We start from the raw sequence: 22,419 nt of genomic DNA on the forward strand, positions 1-22,419 counted from the left end.
ACGACCGTTCGTCGGGTGGCTTCCGCCGTGACAACGACCGTCCGTCGTTCAACCGCGACCGTCGTGACGACCGTGGTGGTTTCCAGCGTCGTGACGACCGTTCGTCGGGTGGCTTCCGCCGTGACAACGACCGTCCGTCGTTCAACCGCGACCGTCGTGACGACCGTGGTGGTTTCCAGCGTCGTGACGACCGCCCGTCGGGTGGCTTCCGCCGCGACAACGACCGTCCGTCCTTCAACCGCGACAACGACCGTCCGTCGTTCAACCGCGACCGTCGTGACGACCGCCCGTCCGGTGGCTTCCGCTCCGGTGGCAGCGACCGTCCGTTCAACCGCGACCGTCGTGACGACCGCCCCTCGGGTGGCTTCCGCTCCGGTGGCAGCGACCGCCCGACCGGCCGCCGCGACGACCACCGCGGTGGCACGGGCACCGGTACCAACACCGGCTCCTTCGGCCGCCGCGACGACAAGCCGCGCTGGAAGCGCAACGGCTGACGTTCACGCGAAACTCGCTGAACAGCTGAAAAACTGAACCGAAAGCGGGCCCGCTCTTCAGGAGTTGGGCCCGCTTTTGATTTACGGGTGGTGCAGGTCGGGAGCGGCTGGCAGATGCACTCCAGGCTCTCTTGACGTACGCACCTCTTCGGACGCGACTCCTCAGCACGAGGGCGCGGTCTGCGGGCCGCGCCCTTCCTGTCCTGTTGCGAGGCATGTTTTCCCATTCGTAACCACGACGACCGCATGTGTGCACCGGGCCGAGGGCATCGCTGGGGTCATGACAACAGACGAGGTCGAAAGCAAGCCACCGCCGGGCGTCTCCGACGAGGAGCGCCTCGCGCAGCTCGGATACACGCAGACGCTGGCCCGCAGGATGTCCGCCTTCGCCAACTACGCCGTCTCGTTCACGATCATCTCGGTGCTCTCCGGCTGCCTGACGCTGTATCTGTTCGGCATGAACACCGGCGGACCCGCCGTCATCACCTGGGGCTGGGTCGGCGTCGGTCTGATGACGCTGTTCGTCGGCCTGGCGATGGCGGAGATCTGTTCGGCGTACCCGACCTCCGCGGGCCTCTACTTCTGGGCGCACCGGCTGGCCCCGCCGCGCTCGGCGGCGGCCTGGGCCTGGTTCACGGGCTGGTTCAACGTCCTCGGCCAGGTCGCCGTGACAGCGGGGATCGACTTCGGTGCGGCGTCCTTCCTGGGGGCCTATCTGAACCTCCAGTTCGACTTCGAGGTGACGCCCGGCCGGACGATCCTGCTGTTCGCCGCGATCCTGCTGCTGCACGGGCTGCTGAACACGTTCGGGGTCCGCATCGTCGCGATCCTGAACAGCGTGAGCGTGTGGTGGCACGTCCTCGGGGTCGCCGTCATCGTCGGCGCCCTCACCTTCGCACCGGACTCGCACCAGTCGGCGTCGTTCGTCTTCACCGAGTTCGTCAACAACACCGGTTGGGGCAGCGGCTTCTACGTCGTGATGATCGGCCTGCTGATGGCCCAGTACACCTTCACCGGCTACGACGCCTCCGCCCATATGACGGAGGAGACCCACGACGCGGCGACGGCGGGCCCGCGCGGCATCGTCAGGTCGATCTGGACCTCCTGGATCGCCGGCTTCGTCCTCCTGCTCGGCTTCACCTTCGCCATCCAGTCGTACGACGGAGCCCTGAACTCACCGACCGGCGCCCCGCCTGCCCAGATCCTCCTGGACGCCCTCGGTGCCACCACCGGCAAGCTCCTGCTGCTGGTCGTGATCGGCGCGCAGCTGTTCTGCGGGATGGCGTCGGTGACCGCGAACAGCCGCATGATCTACGCGTTCTCCCGGGACGGCGCACTCCCGTTCTCCCACGTCTGGCACACGGTCAGCTCCCGCACCCGCACCCCCGTTGCCGCGGTATGGCTCGCCGCCCTCGGCGCGCTGGCCCTCGGCCTCCCGTACCTGATCAACGTCACCGCGTACGCCGCAGTGACCTCGATCGCGGTGATCGGCCTCTACATCGCGTACGTCATCCCCACCCTGCTCCGCCTTGTGCGCGGCGACGAATTCACCCCGGGCCCCTGGCACCTGGGCCGCTGGTCCCGGCCCATCGGGATCGTCGCGGTGGTGTGGGTGGCGGTCATCACGGTCCTCTTCATGCTGCCGCAGCTGTCCCCCGTCACCTGGGAGACGTTCAACTACGCCCCGATTGCCGTCCTGGCCGTCCTGGGTTTCGCGGCGACATGGTGGGTCGTGTCAGCCCGCCACTGGTTCCTCAAACCGGATCACAAGCGCACGAGCGCGGACATCACCGCCGATTGAACGACCCCCCGGAGTCGGCTCGACAGGCCCGGCAACCGATACCCGATCGGCGGCCGGGCTCCGGCGGGCTATGCTCAGGGGTGATGCGCCGAGGGCCGTTAGCTCAATTGGCAGAGCAGCGGACTTTTAATCCGTTGGTTGTGGGTTCGAGTCCCACACGGCCTACCGCCAGCAGCGAGGGAAAACCCCCTCTGACCTGCTACTTAGCGCCTCGATCGGTTTCATCCGGTCGGGGCGCTTCGTCTTTTCCGGCCTCGTGCGTGAGCGATGCGTGAGGTTGTGGGGCTTGTTGATCGAATCGCTGCGATTCGAGCAGGGCGGCGGGCATACTCGGTTTTCGGGGTGTGAAGGCGTCCACGCGGCCGTGCGTGGCCAGAACCGCGACGGGGTGGCTATGACGGTTCGGTACTACCTCTACATCAGTGACAGCAAGGTGGACATGTTGCTGTCACAGATCGACCCAGGCTTCGCGGCCAAGCGCACGACCGAGTTAGGTGTGAACCTGCACATGGTCGCGGCGAAGCGGACTGTCGAGCCACCGGCGGCCGACCGTTTCTCGCGGCTTGAACGGGTCGTGCGCCACCTGCAGGATCACGGCGATCTCGGATCGGTCGATGAACCGGGCCAGTTCTTCGGGGGTGTGCTGCCGATGAGGTGGGGAGCGATGCCCGGCGACCCGGATCCATCGTTGGTGTTTCTCGGTGGCTGGGACGACCGTAACGTGGTGGGGCTCGGAGGGTCCGCCCGGCACCTGCTGGGCTCGGTCCCAGGCGTAGAGGAGTCTCGTGCCTCGTCGTCTTTGATGCCGATCATGCTCAGCCAGTTGGGTGCGGCGTCCGAGCTGGAGGACGAACTGGTCGTCGACGCGGTCGATGACGGCTTCGCCCGCGCCGATCGCGCAGCGCTCACCACCGTGCACCGGGCGGTCCGCGGTCTCGAGACCCCCGCACAGAACGTCGAGTTCATTGCCAAGCGGCTGCTGCACGGGACCAGCCCCGGCGGGGACTTCGATCCGCGTGGCGGGATGTCCGTACTGCTTGGCTCGCCGATCTACGTGGCTCAGGTCGACTAGGGCGTGTTTCGAAAGTCCCGCCTGCCTGGCGACGCCTGGCACGCACGCTCGCCGCGTTGTCGGGCTCACCCCGATACGACCGGTATCGGGGTGACCCTCCGCCTTGCGATCGCACGCACCAGACGCCGCCAGGCCCGCCCTACGGGCGGACGACGCTACTTTCGAAACACGCCCTAGGCGCGCACACTCAACACGGAGGCCGACATGAGTGTGCCGCAGGAGGACGTTGGGATGCTGTCCACGTGGAGGGTCGGTGACGTAGTCGATGGCCTCTACGAGGTGGCAGACGTGATCGGGCGTGGTGGGATGGGGGTGGTCTACCGTGTGCGGCACCTGATGTGGGGTGTCGACCTGGCGGTGAAATGCCCACGGCCGGCCCTGTTCAAGACTGAAGCCGCCCGTCAGTTGTTCATCACCGAAGCCGAGACGTGGGTGTCGCTGGGGTTGCACCCGCATGTGTGCGGCTGCCACTACGTTCGCACGCTGGGCGGCATCCCTCGGGTGTTCGCCGAGTACGTGCCGGGCGGCAGCCTTCGTGAGTGGGTCGACGACCGGCGGCTGTACCAGGGCGGTCAACAAGCGGTGTTGGCGCGCATACTGGATGTGGCCATCCAGATGGCATGGGGGCTCGACTACGCGCACAGCCGGAGTCTGGTGCACCAGGACATGAAGCCGGACAACGTGCTGCTGGATGGCTTCGGCACCGCGAAGATCACCGATTTCGGACTGGCCTTGGCGCGAAACGCGACAGCCAGGCTCCAACCGGACGCCCCATCCGCCGATCCGGATGCCGCACCCGGCGCCAGCGTCCTCGTACCGGGCGGCGGTGGCGGAACACGGCAGTATGCCTCGCCCGAGCAGACGGAGAACCGTCCGCTGGGACGGCGTACCGATATCTACAGCTTCGCGGTGTCGGTACTGGAGATGTTCACCGGCGGCCCCGTCTGGGATGACGGACCGGAGGCAGGTGCGGCGCTGGACAGCTGCCGCGGCGGCGCGGCCGGGCTGCCGGCCATGCCGTCCGGCCTGGCCGACCTGCTGGCGAGATGCCTGCACCAGGATCCGGCGCGGCGGCCGGATTCGATGGCCGAGGTCGTCACCGTCCTGGCCGACGTCCATCGGGAGGCTGTGGGCGTTCCGTATCCGCGTAAGGCTCCCGTGGCGGCCGATCTGCGTGCCGATGAGTTCAACAATCGGTCGCTGTCGCTGCTGGACCTCGGCCGACCGGACGAGGCCGAGCGGGCTTTGAAGGAGGCGCTGGCGGCTGATCCGCAGAATATGTCGGCCCGTTACAACGCGGGCCTTGCACGGTGGCGAGCCGGCACCGTCACCGACCAGGGACTCATCGCCGAGATGGAAGCGCTTCGGGTAGACAGAGGCGAGGCTTGGGAAGCGAGTCATCTGCTCGCCCAGGTGCACATGGAACGCGGGGACCTCGCCTCGGCCTGCGCACTTCTGGAGGGTGTGCCGCAGGAATGGAGCGACGAGCCGGACATCCAGGCCGCACTGCGCGCCACCCGGTCCGGCGGGATCACTGATGCTCGGTGCGTCGACGAGTGGGAGATCGCGTGGCCACCGTACCCGCGTCGGCAGCCGCTCTCTCGCGGCGAGCCCGCCTTGAGGGAGCCCCACGCGCTGGAATCCGCTCGACAGGCCATACTCTCGGCGCCTCCAGGATCGGATTTCGCGGTTGCTCCCGTGGCGTTCCACGACGATGCCGCGCTCTCCCTCACTCCCGACGGGCGGTTGGCGTTAACCGGGACCTGGGACGGCAAGGTGCGGCTCTGGGACGTCGGCACCGGAGGGTGCCTGAAGGTCTTCGACGGCCATCGCAAGCCGATACAGTCCGTCGACCTCACCCCGGACGGGAGGTTTGCGGTTTCCGCGGACAGAGAGGGAACCGTCTGCTTCTGGAACCTGGCTGACGAGCACGCCTCGCGTGATTACCCGGTCACTTCCCTGGACTCGGACCGCTCCGGTATGCAACTTGCCCGGGTCGGCCTGAGCCAGGACGGCCTCGTCGCGTACTGGCCGGGCGCGGACGGTGGTTTCCGGTTCCTGGACACCAGCAGTGGGGAGCAAGGGCGGAGTCGTGCACCGGACATCGGGCGCGCGCGTTTGGTCCGGACCAGCCCGCTGGGGCGCTGGTTGCTGGCCAGTGCCGGCAGCGGTGCCTGGGGGGCCGGCCGGTCGGAATCCGTGGGGGTGTGGGATCTGGACACCGGTCTTTGCCGGCACGTCCTCACCGGGCACACGTCGTATGTGACCGCCATCTGCGTGAGCGCCGACGAACGTTTCGTGGCCACCGGGAGTCATGACCGGACCATAAGGATCTGGGATCTGGCCGATGGCAGGTGTGTCCGCGTTCTGACGGGACATACGGCCGACACGCTGTCGCTGAGCCCCGACGCGAAGTTCTTGCTCTCCGGGGACGTGTTCGACGGCACCATTCGGTTCTGGGACATCGACCGCGGCCGATGCCTGAGGACCTTTCCGGGGCACGAGAACGGGACGGCCATCGTCGTCCTGGCCCCCGATGGCAGGTTCGCGCTGTCCGCCGGTCAGGACAGAAAGGTGCGACGATGGCGACTGCCCACGGCGTACGACGCTGTTCCGAGCCTGACCCGGCCGCGTCCGCACACTGAGTTGAGCCGACGGGGCACCTTGGTGAACTCGCGGGTCGCCGAGGCTGAACAGGCGATGGCACAGGGCCGCTTTCCGGCGGCTCTCGGCCTGCTCACCGAGGCCCGGAAGACCGCCGGCTATGAGCGCGAGCGGAAGGTCCTGTCCGCCTGGTGGGCGCTGAGTCGTCACTGCAGGAAGACGGGGCTCCGAGCAGCGTGGTCGCCCAGGGTCCTCGTCGGGCACGGCGACTATGTGGGTGCGGTTGACGTCTCCGGCGACGGACGGGTCGCAGTGTCGGGCAGTAACGACGGAACAGTCCGGGTGTGGGCGGTCGACTTGGGCACCTGCACACGGCTTCTCGAGGGCCACGAGGACAGGGTCGAGTCAGTCTGCTTGAGTTCTGACGGGCGGCTGGTTTTGTCAGGGAGCAGGGAGGGCACCGTGCGCTTGTGGTCCCTTGAAACGGGCAAGTGCCAATGGGTTCTGGGGCCACGCGCCGCCTCGGGACCCGCTCGGTTCAGTGCCGACGGGCAACAGGCCGTGGTCGGCAACAACGGCGGCCACGTTCGGATCTGGGATCTGGGGACAGGCCGCGAGGTGCGATCAGCGTGGCGTCACCGTGTCGATGAAATCGCGACGGCTTCCGACGGTCGCCTTGCCGCGTTTGCCCGGGGCGACATGGTGCAGCTCTACGACCTCCAACGTGCTGAGCCCACACGCATCCTGCGCGGCGAGTTCCTGCACACGATGAGCGCGGTGTGCCTCAGCGCAGACGGGCGTCTCGCGCTGACCGGCGAAGACGAGGGGATCCGACTGTGGGACACGGCGTCGGGGGAACTCGTTCGGTCGTTCAGCACGGACGATCCGCTGGGCTTGAAGGGAGATCCCAACCGTTTTCTCCGGATGACCGCAAAGGGTGACGTCGCGGTCTCGGGCGGATTCAGGGCCTCTCCTGTCGTATGGGATGTCACCACCGGGCGTCGCCTGCGTGCCCTGGATGACCATGAGGCGGGCCTCACCTGCCTGGCAATGACACCCGACGGCCGCTTTGTGCTCTCGGGAAGCGGGGCTGGAAGCATACGTGTATGGGAGCTCGACTGGGAGTTGGCCGCTCGTGAGGCAGCCGATTGAGACGACGACGTCGGTGGCCCTGCTTGGACGCGCTGAGTCCGTCGGTTCGGATCCGTAGATATGTGAAGGCATCGGGGCTACTCAGATCCGTCGAGGGCGCCTTCGGCGTCGCAAGCGACGGACTGCGGCGGCCCTGGATGACTCGCCATGGCTCAGGGCGATGCCGGAATGGCTCCGTGCTTGAACGCTTCAGGGGACGCCAAGCTGTTGTCAGGGGTCAGGCCGCTGAGCTTGTCGGGGTTGACCTGGAAGCGCAGTTTGTGGATACGGCCGTCACCGAAGTCGAAGGAGAGGGCGCCTACGGTGTGCCCGTCGAGGGTGGCCAGGATGCCGAGTTCGCCGTTGATGACGGCCGGCTCCACGGTCAGGTCGGCCAGTTCGGGCTTGGCCAGGAAGCCCAGGAGCCAGCGCGCGACATGGTCGATACCGTGGAGCGGGCGACGGGCCGCGGTGACCTTGCCGCCGCCGTCGGACCAGGCGGTCACGTCGGGGGCGAGCAGTTCCATCACGGCGTTCAGGTCGCCGCCCGCGCAGGCATCCAGGAACTGGGCGGTGATCTGCCGGCGTCGGTCGGGGTCGGCGTCGAAGCGGGGGCGGCGGGCCTGGACATGCGCGCGGGCCCGGCGAGCGATTTGACGGACCGTCGGCTCGGGGCGTTCGAGGGTCTCGGCGATCTCGCTGTGCGAGTAGCCGAAGACCTCGCGGAGCAGGAAGACGGCGCGTTCCACGGGGCTGAGGGTTTCCAGCACGACCAGCATGGCAGTGGAGACGGAGTCGGCCAATTCGGCCTCCGAGGCGATGTCCGGGGAAGTCAGAAGGGGTTCGGGGAGCCATGGGCCGACGTAGGTCTCGCGGGTGGCCTGCGCGGAGGTGAGGCGGTTCAGGGAGAGGTTGGTGACCGTGCGCACCAGGTAGGCCTTGGGGTGGCTGATCGTGTCGCGGTCCGTGGTGCTCCACTTCAGCCAGGCATCCTGCAGGACGTCCTCCGCGTCGGTGACGCTGCCCAGCATCCGGTAAGCGGTGGCGAACAGCAGCCTGCGGTGTGCGAGGTACGGGTCCTGCCCGGCGCCGGTGTCGATCACTGGCTCATGCTGCCAGCGCCGCGAACCGGACGGCAAGGCGTGGATCACGGCGCCGGGAACGGGCGTGCCGGTCATGCCACGGGCCTGCGGGTGGCGCGGCCGCCCTTGGAGACAATCGTGCTGACGTTCATGCGCTTGCTGAACCGGTACGTCATGAGGGGGCTGCCGCTGACCATCTCCTTGTACACGACGGCACCGCGGCCGGTAAGGCACTGGCGGCGGGGAGTGAAGTCGGTCCTGGTGAACTGGATGACGGCGTCGCGGCGGCCGAGGCTGACCGGCTGGTGGTAGTAGCCGAAGCGGAACGGCTTGACGGCCTTGCCGCGCACCAGCCGCGCGACGGTGTCGGCGGTGTACTGAGCGGTGGGCAGACCGCTCTGGCAGGAGCCGTGGAGCTGTCCCCAGGCCAGGCGGACGGCGGCGGCGTCACCGATGGCGTGGATCTCCGGGTGGGACACCGACCGCAGCGTGGCGTCGACCCGGATCAGACCGCGATCGTCGGTGGCGATCCCCGCGTCGGCCGCGAGCGGCGAGACCTTGACCCCGGCGGTCCACAGGCAGGCGTCGGAGCGGATGATCCGGCCGTCGGTCAGCTCGACCGCCTCGGGCAGCACCTTGGTGACGCGAGCACCGGTCTCCCGGGTGATGCCGAGGCGGTCCAGCGCGCGGTGGAGGTGGGCGCGGGCCTTGGCGCCCATCATGCCGCCGGGCTCGTCCGGGCTGATCAGCGTGACGCGCAGGCCGGGGTGGCTCTCCGCGATCTCGGTGGCCGCCTCGATGCCGGTCAGGCCGCCGCCGCAGACGGTGACCGTGCCGCCGGCGGCGGCGACCTCGGTGAGCCGCGGGGCGAACCGGGCGGCGATCTCCGGGCTGTTGAGGGTGAACGCATGGACGTCGGCGCCGGGGATCTTCCCGGTGTCGGTCGAGCTGCCCAGCGCGTAGACGAGCGTGTCGTAACCGAGGGGCGTGGCGCCGTCGACGGTGATGCGCCGGGTGTCGGGGTCGATGGCGGTGGCGGTGCCCTGGACGAACGAGACGCCGGTACCGGCGAGCAGGTCGGGGATGCGGTGGTCGGCCAGCTGTTGCCCGGTGGCGATCTGGTGCATCCGCAGACGCTCGACGAACCGGCTCGAAGGGTTGACCAGGGTGATCTTCACGCCGGTCCGGCGGGTGCGGTGGGCCAGCCGGATAGCGCTGAACATACCCGTGTAACCGGCGCCGAGAACGACGATGTGGTGGCCGTTGGTCATCGCAATCTCCCAGGGTCGGGCACCGGCTTCTGTGCCGGTGACGCCCATGGGACAAGCAACCCCCGCCGGACGTGACAGCCCTTTAATGCGACCCGCGTCACACTGGACGTCCTCGTTGGTAAGCCGGAAAGATGCACCACGTGCCTGGCTGTATCGGGCCTGCTCTGAGGCGGAGCAGAACACCGAAGTCAACGGTTGCCGCCGCGGCCAAAGCCGCGAACCCCTCACACCCGATGAAGCCGAACTCCGCGTACGACTCCGGTATCAGATCCTCGACGGCGCAGACTGACAGGCACCCAGATCCAGCTCAACGCGCCGACCCCGCGTCGTTCAACCCTGGAGGTCTGCCGTCGCGCGAGACCAGCCCCCTGTGAGCCCGGACGCCTTCGGACGGACCGTCATGGGCCAGTGCTCCGGCCCCTGCGACACTCGGCCCCCTGGCTGTCTGGAGCCGGCGCCGGGCCGGCGAAACCGAGGCCGATACTGCGCGGTGATCACCGATAACCGGTACGCTCCAGCATGCCCGAGACCAAGGCCGTCCCCCTCTCGCGGGCCACCGACCTGCGGCCAGGTTCCGTGTGCCGTTCGCTGACGGTTTCGCTCCGCTACGCCGCGCCCGCGCTGCTGGGCTACATTGCCGTACGGCTCACCGGCCTTGCGATCCTCGTGCTCACTGCTTCCGTCACCGGCAAGGACGGAATGCACCGGCTGACTGGCCGCTGGGACTCGGTCTGGTACCAGCGGATCGCCGAACACGGATACGGCTACGAGGTCCGGCTCCCGGACGGCACCCTCCACTCCGATCTGGCCTTCTTCCCGCTCCTGCCCGCGCTGGAACGGGGCCTGTCCGTCCTGTTCCCGCCCCTTGACGCAGCCGGCGGGGGCCTGTTGATCTCATGGCTCGCCTCGCTCGCCGCCGCCTGTGGCATCTTCGCTGTGGGTGCGCGGATGTACGGGCGCCGGGCGGGCGTACTGCTGGCCGTGCTCTGGGGGGTGTACCCGACGGCGTTCGTGCAGTCCATGGCGTACACCGAGACACTGTTTACGGCCCTGGCGGCCTGGGCGCTGTACGCCGTGCTGACCGACAGGTGGATCACGGCGGGTGTGCTGTGTGCCGGCGCTGGGCTCACCCGGCCGGTCGCGGCCGCGCTGATCGCAGCGATCGGCGTCACGGCGATGTGGCGGCTGGTCACCGCATGGCGCGGCGGTGAACCGCTCCGGACGCGCCGGCGGATGGTGGTGGGTGTCTGTCTGGCCCCGCTGGGCTGGCTGTCGTACATCGTGTTCGTGGCCGTGCGGGAGGGGAACCCGTTCGCGTACTTCGATATCCAGGCAGACTGGAACAATCGGATCGACGGTGGGGTGGCGCTGGCCGTGTTCGTGGCGGAACAGTTCGGCCGCAACGTCTTCGCGGGGCTCGGACTGTGCGCCGCCTTCGCCTTCCTCTTCTGGGTGGTGTGGTCGTGCGTACGGCAGCGGCCGCGCCAACCGTTGCCCGTGATCGTCTACTGCGTCATGGTGGTCGTGATCTCGTTGATCGGGTCAGGCTACTTCGGGTCCAGGCCCCGGCTGATGATGCCCGCGTTTCCCTTGCTGCTGCCGGCTGCGGTGGCCCTGGCGGGCGCCCGGCGAAGGGCGCTCGCGGCGGCGGTCGTGAGCGTGACAGCGCTCGCGTCGGGGGCGTACGGAGCCTTCACACTGCTCGGTTCCGGGCCTCCGTAGCACCCGATCCACGACCCTTTCGGCAGGGTTGTCCGACGCGTATAGTCAGCTGCGAAGGGTGCCCCGGTCGGTACGCACAGACAGGCTTCGGGCACCCTTTGTGCTGACCGGAGTTGACGCACCATCAGCGACAGGGCCGGCGAAGGTACCGCCGCACGGACCAGCGGTGACCTGTGAGGGAGCGCCCCGCCCGGTTCTGACCAGGGCGGGGCGCTCCCTCGTTGACGGGTACCCGCTGCGTGCACGGGCGCCCTCCGGCACATGCGTGTGACCGGATGTCAACGTGTCACAGGATCTGGATGGCGACGACCCTCGGCGGGTGGTTCGGGAAGGTGATGTCGTGCCAGCGCTCGATCTTCACCGAGTCGCCGTTGGCGTCGTAGTAGATCAGGTCGTTGTTGCCCGTGGAGATCCGGTCGACCCACCATCCGCCGAAGTCGGTCTTCCCGGCGTTCGCGTAGCAGTCGACGCTGTCACGGCCGTCGAGATGCGACCAGATCTTCAGAAAGTTCTCTCCGCCGACGCACTGGACGTGGTCAATGGCGAAGGCATTGCCGCCCGGCAGGCTGAGGGTGAGCGCGGCAGCTGCGGTGAGCGTCACGGCGATGGAACGCGCGATCCTCTTGCTGTTCGAGATAACAGATTCTCCTTCATGCGAAGGCCGGCGCACGGCTCGGTCCTGCCGGCGACGTTGCGTCATGACCGAACGGTGCTTCGTCGAGCCGGCAAACGGTCAGCTGTACACCAGACCGACCCCTCGCGGCGCACCCGTCGGGAACATAGCCGCAGGAACCGGGACATTCAACGTAACGGCCTCCAGCCCGCGTTCAGCCACAACACCCCGAACACGAACTGCCGGACCCGATCATCACCCGATCGTGGCGCTCACGGGACATGGGGCTGTACCGCCGACGGCGCGGGGGTGACGAGCAGGCGGAGACGCGCTCTTTCCGCTCGCTCCGCCGCCGGATCAGCGCGCAGCGTGGCCGGCTCGCAGCCGGGCGCCCTCCGGCACACGCATGTGCCGGAGGGCGCCCGTGGTGTCCGGAGCGGGTGCGTCGTGTCCGTCAGCCTGCCGTGGTGACAGCGATCCGCCGTTCGAAGGCCGCGAACGCGGCTTCCTGGCGCCACTGGACCCGCGCCTTGGTGCTGGCGTCCAGGAGGCGTCGGCACTGCTGCCGGGGGTTGTGCGTACCGGGGATGTCGTGGCGGCAGGCGCCGGCGAGACGGTAGCCGTCCCGGGGCGGGTTGCCCTGCCAGAGGCTGGTGCCCGGCAGGAAGGCGTACTCCAGGGAGGCCCGCGCGAGATCCTTCAGGTCGCGGTAGCCGAGGCGGTACGTCGTGGCCGCGTACTGGTACTCGTGGCTGATGTCGATCCGGGAGACGCCGGGATCATCGGTGGCCAGCACGACGGGCACACCGTAGGAGCGGTAGGTGGTGAAGGGGTGGTCGGCGCCCTTGACCCCGAGGATCTGCGCGTTGCTGCTGAACGGGACCTCGACCGCGATCTGCCGGGCGGCCATGGTTCGGGCGAGCTGCTGCCAGTTGTCCTCGTGGACCAGGTCGACACCGTGGCCGATGCGCTCGGCGTGTGCGATGTTCACGGCCTCACCGATGTGGAAGGTCAGGTCCTCGGGCTTGACCAGTCCGGGCCACAACTCGCCTGCGTGCAGGGTGATGTGCGCCTTGGGGTACACGCGGTGCAGGTAGTCGAGCATCCGCATCTGGAGGCTGTAGTTCTGCAGGGAGCTGTCCCAGTCCTCCGGTTGCACCAGATTGACGGCGACGAACCGCTTGTCCCGTTCGGCGAGGCGCAGTCCCAGGGCCATCTGCGTGAAGACCCGCTCGGGCGAACTGCCGCGCGACACCTGGGCGATCCAGCGCACCGGCAGCCGGCAGCCGGCCTTTGCGCGGGGCGTGCCGCACTGTGCTGCCGTGCGGAACTCCGCGTCGGACTCGAACGTCTCCCGGCTCGCCTCGGCGACCAGTTTGTCGAGCTTGCCACCGGCCAGCAGCTTGCCGTGCAGCTTGGCCAGGTCCGGGTCCCAGCCGACCTCGGCGGCGAGATCCCTCGCGCCGTCCGACGCGGGGGTCACCATCGTCTCCAGATAGAACTGGTTCTGCCCCGCGACGGTGTTGGCCACTTCGGCGAGGAGCTTGCCCCGGTGGCGCCAGGTGACCTCACCGAACTTCCCGAAGGTGTCGAAGAAGTGGTCGTGTCCCGACTGCCCCGGCGGGAAGTCCTGCATGGACCACGCCTGCAGCACCGAGCGGCGGAAGGGGCCGTCGGGCAGGGCGTCCGACGCCGGCCGCCGGCCGGGGCCGCACGGTGGCTGCACCGCGGTCAGCGTCGTCTCGTCGATGCACAGGCCGTCTTCTGCGGCGAGTGAGATCAGGTACTCGGTCGAGACGGCGCCGGACAGGTGGTTGTGCAGGTCCCCTCCCTTCGGCAATGCCGTGAAGAAGGCCTTCAGCGCGGCCGGATCGTGCCGGATCGCGGCGAGCCGCGCGGAGGCCAGGGACTCCCCACGGGTGGGCGGGGGCAGGGGTACGGCGGCGGGGGACCGGGTGGCGGCCACCGGCTGCGCGGCGGCGGGCAGCGAGCCCGGCAGCAGGGACAGGACGGCGAGGGCGCCGAGACCGATCGGGGCCAGGAGGCCACGCGGGCGGCGCACGGAGCGGCGGTTCACGGAGATCACCTGCGCATGATCCCGAGTTCCGCCGATGCTGAACGCGCGACGGGCGGTCACCCGGCCGGGACCACCCGGCCGAGTGATCACGCCAGACGTCCTGCCGATTCTTCCCGGCGGTCCACGAGCGTCCGGCGCACCCACCTGTTCGTCGGCCGTCTGCTCCGCGGCCGGCGTGGGTCCGGTACGGCCTGTTCCTGCACGGACGGTCGGTCGGCCGACCGCCCCTCGGGGGACGGCCGGTCGGGCGGCTCACGCGTGACCGGCCGTGGTGCGGTCGGACCGGGTGCCGGGGAAGCCGACGAGAGGGCGGCGCGGTGGGTGTGGCGCCCCGTGCGGAACGGAGCGCCACACCCACGTACGCCTGCCGGCCCTCAGTCCTCGCCCTCCAGGTCCCCCTCCGTCTCCAGGAACGCCCGGCGCAGCGCCTCCAGTACCGCAGGGTCCGGCTCGGCCCACATGCCGCGGGACTCGGCCTCCAGGAGGCGTTCCGCGATGCCGTGCAGGGCCCAGGGGTTGGCCTGCTGCAGGAATTCGCGGTTGGTCGGGTCCAGGACGTACGTCTCGGTGAGCTTGTCGTACATCCAGTCGGCTACCACGCCCGTCGTCGCGTCGTAGCCGAAGAGGTAGTCGACTGTCGCGGCGAGTTCGAAGGCGCCCTTGTAGCCGTGGCGGCGCATCGCCTCGATCCACTTGGGGTTGACCACGCGGGCGCGGAAGACGCGGGACGTCTCCTCGACGAGGGTGCGGGTGCGGACCGTCTCCGGGCGGGTGGAGTCGCCGATGTACGCCTCCGGGGCGGTGCCGCGCAGGGCGCGGACCGTGGCCACCATGCCGCCGTGGTACTGGAAGTAGTCGTCCGAGTCCGCGATGTCGTGCTCTCGGGTGTCCGTGTTCTTGGCGGCCACGGCGATGCGCTTGTACGCCGTCTCCATCTCGTCGCGGGCCGGGCGCCCATCGAGTTCGCGGCCGTAGGCGTAACCGCCCCAGACGGTGTAGACCTCGGCGAGGTCGGCGTCGGTGCGCCAGTCGCGGCTGTCGATGAGCTGGAGGAGACCCGCTCCGTAGGTACCGGGGCGGGAACCGAAGATGCGGGTGGTGGCCCGGCGTTCGTCGCCGTGTTCGGCGAGGTCGGCCTGGGCGTGCGCCCGGATGTGGTTCTGCTCGGCCGGTTCGTCGAGGGAAGCGGCGAGACGTACCGCGTCGTCGAGCAGGCCGATGGTGTGCGGGAACGCGTCTCGGAAGAAGCCGGAGATGCGCAGCGTCACATCGATGCGCGGGCGGCCCAGCTCGGCGAGGTCGATCGGTTCCAGGCCGGTGACGCGGCGCGAGGCGTCGTCCCAGACCGGGCGGACGCCGAGCAGCGCCAGCGCCTCGGCGACGTCGTCGCCGGAGGTGCGCATCGCGCTGGTGCCCCACAGGGAGAGGCCGACCGAGGTGGGCCACTCGCCGTTGTCGGTGCGGTAGCGCTCCAGGAGCGAGTCGGCCAGGGCCTGACCGGTCTCCCAGGCGAGGCGGGACGGGACCGCCTTCGGGTCGACGGAGTAGAAGTTGCGGCCGGTCGGCAGGACGTTGACCAGGCCGCGCAGCGGGGATCCGGAGGGGCCCGCCGGGACGAAGCCGCCGTTCAGGGCGTGGACGGTGTGCTCGAGTTCGGCGGTGGTGGCGGACAGCCGGGGGACCACCTCGCGGGCGGCGAAGTCGAGGATGTCCGCGACCGGTCGGGGATGCGATGCCGTTACGGTCGCGACCGCCGCCGGGTCCCAGTCCGCGTCCTCCATCGCCTGGACCAGGGCGCGTGCCTGTTCCTCGGCCTCGTCGGCGGTGGTGCGGGTGGCAGCGGACTCGTCAAGCCCGAGTGCCTCGCGCAGGCCGGGCAGCGACGCCGTACCGCCCCAGATCTGGCGGGCGCGCAGGATCGCCAGGACCAGGTTGACCCGGTCCGCACCGGCCGGGGCACCGCCCAGGACGTGCAGGCCGTCGCGGATCTGGGCGTCCTTGATCTCGCAGAGCCAGCCGTCCAGATGCATGATGAACTCGTCGAAACCCTCGTCGTCCGGGCGGTCGTCGAGCCCGAGGTCGTGGTCGAGCTTGGCGGCCTGGATCAGGGTCCAGATCTGGGCGCGGATCGCGGGCAGTTTCGCCGGGTCCATCGCGGCGATCTGGGCGTGTTCGTCGAGGAGTTGCTCCAGGCGCGCGATGTCGCCGTAGCTGTCCGCGCGGGCCATCGGCGGCACGAGGTGGTCGATCAGGGTGGCGTGGACGCGGCGCTTGGCCTGCGTGCCCTCGCCCGGGTCGTTCACCAGGAACGGGTAGACGAGCGGGAGATCGCCCAGTGCCGCGTCCGGGCCGCAGTCCGCGGAGAGGCCCGCGTTCTTGCCGGGCAGCCACTCCAGGTTGCCGTGCTTGCCGAGGTGGATCATCGCGTCGGCCCCGAAACCGCCGTCGTCCCGCGCCGCCGCGATCCAGCGGTACGCGGCCAAGTAGTGGTGCGAGGGCGGCAGATCGGGGTCGTGGTAGATCGCGATCGGGTTCTCGCCGAAGCCGCGGGGCGGCTGGATGAGAATGAGGAGGTTCCCGCGGCGCAGGGCGGCGAGCACGATGTCGCCCTCCGGATTGCGGGAGCGGTCCACGAACATCTCGCCGGGCGGCGGACCCCAGTGCCGCTCGACGGCGTCGCGGAGTCCGTCCGGGAGCGTGGCGTACCAGCGCCGGTAGTCGGCGGCCGGGATACGGACCGGGTTGCGGGCCAGCTGCTCCTCGGTCAGCCACTCCTGGTCGTGGCCGCCGGCCTCGATCAGGGCGTAGATCAGCTCGTCGCCGTCGCCGGAGACCAGGCCGGGGAGTTCGTCCTCGGGCCCGAAGTCGTAGCCCTCGGCGCGCAGTCGGCGCAGCAGGGCGACAGCACTGGCGGGGGTGTCGAGCCCGACGGCGTTGCCGATACGGGAGTGCTTGGTCGGGTAGGCGGAGAGGACGAGTGCCAGGCGCTTGTCCCCGGCCGGGATGTGGCGAAGCCGTGCGTGGCGTACGGCGATTCCGGCGACGCGTGCGGCGCGTTCGGTGTCGGCGACGTACGTGGGCAGTCCGTCCTCGTCGATCTCCTTGAAGGAGAACGGGACGGTGATCAGCCGGCCGTCGAACTCGGGGACCGCGATCTGGCTGGCCGCGTCGAGCGGGGAGACACCCTCGTCGTTGTCCTCCCAGTCGCTGCGCGAGCTGGTCAGGCAGAGAGCCTGCAGGATCGGTACGTCGAGTCCGGTGAGCGCACCCGCGTCCCAGGACTCGTCGTCGCCGCCCGCCGATGCCTCGGCGGGCCGGGTGCCGCCCGCGGCGAGGACGGTGGTGACGATGGCGTCGGCGGCGCGCAGTTCGTCGATGAGTGCGGGTTCCGGGGTACGCAGGGAGGCGACGTACAGGGGGAGGGCGCGGGCGCCCGCGTCCTCGATCGACCGGCAGAGCGCGTCGACGAACGCGGTGTTCCCGCTCATGTGGTGGGCGCGGTAGTAGAGCACCGCGACGGTCGGGCCGTCACAGGCGCGCGCGGTGCGCTCCAGGGGTCCCCAGGACGGTGCGGGTGCCGGAGGCTCGAAGCCGTGGCCGGTCAGCAGCACGGTGTCGGAGAGGAACCGGGCCAGCTGGTCCAGGTTGGCCGGGCCGCCGTGCGCCAAGTAGGCGTGCGCCTCGGCGGCGAGCCCGATCGGGACGGTGGAGGCGGCCATCAGCTGGGCGTCGGGGGCCTGTTCGCCGGTGAGGACGACGACCGGCCTGCCGGTGGCGAGGACCTGGTCGAGCCCTTCCTGCCAGGCGCGGACCCCGCCGAGGAGGCGTACGACGACGAGGTCGGCGCCGTCGAGGAGAACGGGGAGGCCGTCGAGCGGCAGGCGCGAGGGATTGGCGTAGCGGTAGGTCACCGGACCGTCCGCGGCGCGGGCGCTGAGCAGGTCGGTGTCGGACGTCGACAGGAGCAGGATCATGCGGCGTCGGGCCTTCCTCGGGGTGTCCACGCCCCGGGCGGTGTCGGAATGGGTCTCCCCTGCTCGAGCGGTGTCGAGACCTTGGGGAAGGGAGTTCCTGACTCGCCCGGCCCAGGGCCGGACTCACAGTGGCGGGACCGCGCCGGACTCGCACCGGGCTTCCTCCCCTGTCGCCCAAGAGCCCGACAGGCTCTTGGGCGATACCGGGCCGGGTGGCCCGTTGCTAGGCATAGTAAGGGCCTTACATCGGATGGGATTCATACAGCTCAGAATGATGGTCGGTATGCTCGCCGCCATGTCCACTTCCGACACCCCGCCATCGGCCCCGGGGGAGCCCGTCTCCCGTGACCGCGGCGATGCCTGCCCGGGGTCGCTGCGGCTCCACCGGGCGGATGACGGGGCGCTGGCGCGGGTCCGGGTCCCCGGTGGCGTGCTGACTGCCCGACAAGCGGACGCGCTCCACGGTGCCGCACGGGAGTTGGGCGACGGTGAGCTGCATCTCACTTCGCGGGGCAATGTCCAGTTGCGCGGCCTCGGCCCGGAGTGCGGCGGACGGCTCGCCGAACTCCTGGGCGGGGCAGGGCTGCTGCCGTCCCGGAGCCATGAGCGGATACGCAACGTCGTGGCCTCCCCGCTCTCCGGGCTCGACGGCCGGGGCCACCGGGATGTCCGGCCGTGGCTGACCGCGCTGGACGCGCTGTTGTGCGGAAGTGACAAAGCGGCCGGGTTGTCCGGCCGCTTTCTCTTCGCGCTGGACGACGGCCGTGGTGACGTCGATGCCCTGGGCGCGGATGTGACGTTGCTGGGGCAGAGCGACGGGAGCGCGCTCCTGCGGATCGGGGCCGCGGAGGCGGTGCTGAGGGTCTCCGGGGACGATGCGCCGCGCGCGGCGCTCATCGCCGCCGAGACGTTTCTGGCGGCGGCGCAGGAGACGGGCGCCTGGCGGATGAGCGAACTGCCCTTTGCGGCCGAAGAGTTGCTGGAGGCGGTGCGGGTGGCACTGCGGGTGGCCGGTGCCGCGGAGCGCGTACCACCGGCGTCGGCGGCGCAGGAGCCCGCGTACGGCGTCGTGGGCACCGCGGTCTGTGTGGGGGTGCCGCTCGGGCGGCTCACCGGTGCTCAGTGGACGAGCCTGTCCCGCGTGGGCCGCGAGCTGCGGCTGACCCCGTGGCGGAGCGTCGTCGTGACGGGCGTGACGCCCGGCGACGCGGCGGTGCGGCTGCGCGAGTGGGATGCGGCCGGACTGATCGTCGGGCCCGGCTCCGCGTGGACGGGGATCGGTGCGTGCATCGGCCGGCCCGGCTGTGCGAAGTCCCTGGCGGATGTGCGGGGCGACGCGGAGGCCTTCGTACGGACCGCCGGAGAGCCCGTGGCCGGGCAGCTCCCCGTCCACTGGTCCGGCTGCGAACGCCGCTGCGGTCACCCCAAGGGCGCCTGGGCCGACGTCGTCGCCGTTCCGGGCGGGCACCAGGTGGCCCAGGTCCGCGGCGGTGAACGGGGCGCCCCCGTGACGGTTCACGGCAGCCCGTCCGACCTGGCCGCCGCGGTGAACGCCGCCCGCCGCACCCGTACCTGAACCACCGACCCGAGGGCGCTGCAGCCCGACCACCGACCGGAGAGAGCGAAACCACCGTGTTCCAGTACGAGAAGGACGGACCGGCGATCTACCGCCAGTCCTTCGCCACCATCCGCGCCGAGGCGGATCTCGCGGGGCTGCCCGCCGACGTCAGCCAGGTCGCGGTCCGCATGATCCACGCCTGCGGCATGGTCGACCTCGTACGCGACATCGACTTCACCCCGGGGGTCGTGGCCGGTGCCCGCGCGGCGCTGCGCTCCGGTGCGCCGATCCTGTGCGACGTGGCCATGGTCGCCAGCGGGGTCACCCGCAAGCGGCTGCCTGCCGGCAACGAGGTCATCTGCACCCTGTCGGACCCCACGGTCCCCGATCTCGCCAAGAAGCTGGGCACGACTCGCAGCGCCGCGGCGATGGAGCTGTGGCGGGACCGGATGGAGGGGGCGGTGGTGGCCGTGGGCAACGCACCGACCGCCCTGTTCCGGCTGCTTGAGATGATCGAGGAAGGCGCTCCGCGCCCGGCCGCCGTCATCGGTGTGCCCGTCGGCTTCGTCGGGGCCGCCGAGTCCAAGGACGCCCTGGCCGACCATCCGTCCGGTCTGGAACACCTGGTCGTACGGGGCCGTCGCGGCGGCAGCGCCATAGCCGCGGCCGCGCTCAACGCGATCGCCAGCGAGGAAGAGTAAGAGTGAGCGAGCAGAACACGGGTCGGCTGTACGGGGTGGGGCTCGGTCCCGGCGATCCGGCACTGTTGACCGTACGCGCCGTGCAGACCATCGCCGAGGCCGATGTCATCGCCTATCACAGCGCCCGTCACGGACGGTCCATCGCGCGCTCCATCGCCGCCGAGCACATCCGCGCGGACCACATCGAGGAGAAGCTGGTCTATCCGGTCACGACGGAGACCACCGACCACCCGGGCGGCTACCGGGGTGCGATGGAGGAGTTCTACGCAGAGGCCGCGGCCCGGCTGGCCGTGCACCTGGACGCCGGGCGGACGGTGGCGGTGCTCGCCGAGGGCGACCCGATGTTCTACGGCTCGTACATGCACATGCACAAGCGGCTCGCCGACCGGTATCCCACCGAGGTGATCCCCGGGGTCACGTCGGTCAGCGCCGCCGCCGCCCGGCTCGGCACCCCGCTCGCCGAGGGCGAGGAGGTGCTGACGATCCTGCCCGGCACGCTGCCGGAGGAGGAGCTGACGGCCCGCCTGGCCGCCACCGACGCCGCCGTGGTGATGAAGCTGGGGCGCACGTTCCCCGCCGTGCGGCGCGCCTTCGAGGCCTCCGGGCGGCTGGACGAGGCGCACTACGTGGAGCGCGCCACGATGGCCGGGGAGCGCACCGGCGATCTCGCGGACACCGACCCGGACTCCGTTCCGTACTTCGCTGTCGCGGTGCTGCCCAGCCGGATCGACGCGCCGCGGCCGGAGGCGGCCGAGGACGCGGAGCGCGTGGGTGAGGTCGTGGTCGTCGGGACCGGTCCCGCCGGGCCGCTGTGGCTGACCCCGGAGTCCCGCGGGGCGCTGGCCGCCGCCGACGATCTCGTCGGCTACACCACGTACCTGGACCGCGTCCCGGTCCGCCCGGGACAGGCGCGCCACGGCTCCGACAACAAGGTGGAGTCGGAGCGTGCCGAGTTCGCCCTCGACCTGGCCCGGCGCGGACGCCGCGTGGCCGTGGTCTCGGGCGGCGACCCGGGGATCTTCGCCATGGCGACCGCCGTGCTGGAGGTCGCCTCGCAGGACGCGTACGCGAAGGTGCCCGTGCGGGTGCTGCCCGGGGTGACCGCGGCCAACGCCGCCGCCGCCCGCGCGGGCGCGCCGCTCGGCCACGACTACGCCACGGTCTCGCTCTCCGACCGGCTCAAGCCGTGGGACGTGATCGCCACCCGGCTGCGCGCGGCCGCGGCGGCGGACCTGGTGCTGGCGCTGTACAACCCGGGTTCGCGCACCCGCACCGAGCAGGTCGGCAAGGCCCGTGACCTGCTGCTGGAGCACCGTTCGCCGGACACGCCGGTGGTGGTGGGCCGGGACGTGGGCGGGCCCTCGGAGAGCGTACGCATCGTCACCCTGGCGGAGCTGGAACCGGCCGATGTCGACATGCGGACGATCCTGCTGGTCGGTTCCTCGCAGACGCGGTCGGTGCGGCGGGGGGACGGTCAGCAGATCGTGTGGACGCCGCGGCGCTACCCGGAGGCCTGAGGTCCGGCCTCACGGCCACTCCCTGCCGCGGGGGAGGCCGTCAGCCGAGCAGGCCGGACAGCCAGTCCACGGCGAGTTCCGGCGTGGGGGCCACGGGGACGCCGTCCGGGACCGGCGGCCGGCGGACCACCACCACCGGAACACCGGCCTCCCGGGCCGCGGTCAGCTTCGGGGCGGTGGCGTCACCCCCGCTGTCCTTGGTGACGAGGACATCGATGCGGTGACGGCGGATCAGTTCGCGCTCCCCGTCGAGGGTGAACGGCCCCCGGTCCAGCAGGACCTCCATCCGCGCCGGGTGCGGTCCGTCGGGGGCGTCCACCGACCGCATCAGGAACCACTGCGAGTCGAGACCGGCGAAGGCGGCGAGCCCCATCCGGCCCGTGGTCAGGAAGATCCGCTGCCCGAGCCCGGGCAGCGCCTGCGCCGCCTCGGCCAGGGAGCCGACCGGGTGCCAGCGGTCGCCGTCCATGGGCACCCAGCCGGGGCGGCGCAGAGCGAGCAGGGGAACATGGGCGGCGGCGGCGGCCGACGCCGCATGGAAGCTGATCGTCCCGGCGAAAGGATGGGTGGCATCGATGAGCGCGTCGACCCGGTGCGTACGCAGCCACGCGGCGAGCCCCTCGGCTCCGCCGAAGCCGCCCACCCGCACCTCGCCGGGCGGCAGCTTCGGACTGGCCACCCGGCCGGCCAGCGAACTGGTGAGCCGGGCCCCGGCCGGGAGCGCTCCGGCCAGGTGCTCGGCGAGACGGCGTGCCTCCGTGGTGCCACCGAGGACGAGTACGTGCATGGGATCGGTCCAGAC

Annotated in this window: 13 protein-coding genes, 1 tRNA gene, 1 pseudogene and 1 riboswitch; of the genes and pseudogenes, 9 read left to right on the forward strand and 6 right to left on the reverse strand. The window is 70.4% G+C overall.

Features of this window, described 5'->3' with window-relative positions:
* The 5 genes and pseudogenes from ACIBB8_RS24690 to ACIBB8_RS24710 form a co-directional block, all read left to right on the forward strand.
* A pseudogene (locus tag ACIBB8_RS24690) lies at window positions 1–494 on the forward strand (RNA helicase); the annotation flags it as partial.
* A gap of 280 nt (window positions 495–774) precedes the next feature.
* Window positions 775–2,295 carry an amino acid permease gene (locus ACIBB8_RS24695; RefSeq protein ID WP_398955515.1) on the forward strand — a complete coding sequence of 507 codons (1,521 nt, stop codon included), beginning with the start codon at window positions 775–777 and terminating at the stop codon, window positions 2,293–2,295.
* A 92-nt stretch (window positions 2,296–2,387) separates the two neighbouring features.
* Window positions 2,388–2,460: transfer RNA gene (locus tag ACIBB8_RS24700), tRNA-Lys, on the forward strand.
* Window positions 2,461–2,581: 121 nt separating this feature from the next.
* The gene (locus tag ACIBB8_RS24705) at window positions 2,582–3,367 is read left to right on the forward strand and encodes a DUF7019 family protein (RefSeq protein WP_398955517.1); all 786 of its coding nucleotides are present in this window, start codon (window positions 2,582–2,584) and stop codon (window positions 3,365–3,367) included.
* A gap of 204 nt (window positions 3,368–3,571) precedes the next feature.
* Window positions 3,572–7,123 carry a protein kinase gene (locus ACIBB8_RS24710; RefSeq protein WP_398955519.1) on the forward strand — a complete coding sequence of 1,184 codons (3,552 nt, stop codon included), beginning with the start codon at window positions 3,572–3,574 and terminating at the stop codon, window positions 7,121–7,123.
* A gap of 152 nt (window positions 7,124–7,275) precedes the next feature.
* Here the strand turns inward: ACIBB8_RS24710 and ACIBB8_RS24715 are convergent, their stop codons facing one another.
* Both ACIBB8_RS24715 and ACIBB8_RS24720 read right to left on the reverse strand, forming a co-directional pair.
* Complete coding sequence (locus ACIBB8_RS24715) at window positions 7,276–8,280, reverse strand: RNA polymerase sigma-70 factor (protein WP_398955521.1); 1,005 nt, start codon at window positions 8,278–8,280, stop codon at window positions 7,276–7,278.
* Window positions 8,277–9,455 (reverse strand): NAD(P)/FAD-dependent oxidoreductase, encoded by a 1,179-nt coding sequence (locus ACIBB8_RS24720; protein WP_398955523.1) that lies wholly within the window; start codon window positions 9,453–9,455, stop codon window positions 8,277–8,279. Before ACIBB8_RS24720 ends, ACIBB8_RS24715 begins: the two co-directional genes overlap by 4 nt.
* Window positions 9,456–9,974: 519 nt before the next feature.
* Between ACIBB8_RS24720 and ACIBB8_RS24725 the strand changes: the two genes are divergently transcribed.
* Complete coding sequence (locus ACIBB8_RS24725) at window positions 9,975–11,177, forward strand: hypothetical protein (RefSeq protein ID WP_398955525.1); 1,203 nt, start codon at window positions 9,975–9,977, stop codon at window positions 11,175–11,177.
* Between the two features lie 286 nt (window positions 11,178–11,463).
* On the opposite strand, the gene ACIBB8_RS24730 is transcribed toward ACIBB8_RS24725, so the two are convergent.
* The 3 genes from ACIBB8_RS24730 to cobN form a co-directional block, all read right to left on the reverse strand.
* A complete protein-coding gene (locus ACIBB8_RS24730; protein ID WP_398955527.1) occupies window positions 11,464–11,778 on the reverse strand; it encodes a beta/gamma crystallin domain-containing protein in 315 nt (104 codons plus the stop codon).
* A 466-nt stretch (window positions 11,779–12,244) separates the two neighbouring features.
* On the reverse strand, window positions 12,245–13,876 hold the full coding sequence (locus ACIBB8_RS24735; protein ID WP_398955529.1) for an adenosine deaminase: 1,632 nt from the start codon (window positions 13,874–13,876) through the stop codon (window positions 12,245–12,247).
* 365 nt (window positions 13,877–14,241) lie between these two features.
* Window positions 14,242–17,841, reverse strand: coding sequence for a cobaltochelatase subunit CobN (cobN, locus tag ACIBB8_RS24740; protein WP_398955531.1), 3,600 nt, complete (start codon window positions 17,839–17,841; stop codon window positions 14,242–14,244).
* A 70-nt stretch (window positions 17,842–17,911) separates the two neighbouring features.
* Window positions 17,912–18,043, reverse strand: a riboswitch (cobalamin riboswitch).
* Between the two features lie 81 nt (window positions 18,044–18,124).
* Between cobN and cobG the strand changes: the two genes are divergently transcribed.
* From cobG to ACIBB8_RS24755, 3 genes are read left to right on the forward strand one after another with little or no spacing between them, the layout of a single operon-like run.
* Window positions 18,125–19,417 carry a precorrin-3B synthase gene (cobG, locus tag ACIBB8_RS24745; RefSeq protein WP_398955578.1) on the forward strand — a complete coding sequence of 431 codons (1,293 nt, stop codon included), beginning with the start codon at window positions 18,125–18,127 and terminating at the stop codon, window positions 19,415–19,417.
* Window positions 19,418–19,473: 56 nt separating this feature from the next.
* On the forward strand, window positions 19,474–20,100 hold the full coding sequence (locus ACIBB8_RS24750; RefSeq protein ID WP_398955533.1) for a precorrin-8X methylmutase: 627 nt from the start codon (window positions 19,474–19,476) through the stop codon (window positions 20,098–20,100).
* A 2-nt stretch (window positions 20,101–20,102) separates the two neighbouring features.
* A complete protein-coding gene (locus ACIBB8_RS24755) occupies window positions 20,103–21,617 on the forward strand; it encodes a precorrin-2 C(20)-methyltransferase (RefSeq protein ID WP_398955535.1) in 1,515 nt (504 codons plus the stop codon).
* 40 nt (window positions 21,618–21,657) lie between these two features.
* Here the strand turns inward: ACIBB8_RS24755 and ACIBB8_RS24760 are convergent, their stop codons facing one another.
* Window positions 21,658–22,404 carry a cobalt-precorrin-6A reductase gene (locus ACIBB8_RS24760; protein WP_398955537.1) on the reverse strand — a complete coding sequence of 249 codons (747 nt, stop codon included), beginning with the start codon at window positions 22,402–22,404 and terminating at the stop codon, window positions 21,658–21,660.
* Window positions 22,405–22,419: the final 15 nt, after the last annotated feature.

Origin of the sequence: Streptomyces sp. NPDC051286 (assembly GCF_044455345.1) — a bacterium.
In the GTDB taxonomy this organism is placed as follows: Bacteria; Actinomycetota; Actinomycetes; order Streptomycetales; family Streptomycetaceae; genus Streptomyces.